Origin of the sequence: Lysinibacillus sp. GbtcB16 (genome assembly GCF_019091145.1) — a bacterium.
GTDB classification, from domain to species: domain Bacteria; phylum Bacillota; class Bacilli; order Bacillales_A; family Planococcaceae; genus Lysinibacillus; species Lysinibacillus fusiformis.
Genome location: NZ_JAGXJV010000648.1, coordinates 1 through 252 on the forward strand (window position 1 = coordinate 1; position 252 = coordinate 252).

Genomic DNA, 252 nt, shown 5'->3' on the forward strand with positions numbered 1-252 from the left:
ATCTGTAGCATTTTCGGAATCCGGTATAAATTTCTGTAGTTCTTTTGAAGATTTTTCGAAACGTATTAATGATTTTTGGTATTTATTTAACGCATCATCATTGAATTCTACTTTGAAAAGCTTACCTGCTACATCTACTTCTTTATACGTTTTTTCATACTCGAATTTAAATTGTGACATTTTTGTCCTCTTCTCCTTCTTGTTTCAGCATTATCGTTCGGTTTAATGTTTGAACTAAATTAAAAAAAGCCG

At 30.2% G+C, this 252-nt stretch carries 1 pseudogene; it reads right to left on the reverse strand.

Annotation, left to right across the window (positions count from 1 at the left end):
- A pseudogene (locus tag KVT27_RS25515) lies at positions 1-180 on the reverse strand (hypothetical protein); the annotation flags it as partial.
- Between the last annotated feature and the right edge of the window lie 72 nt (positions 181-252).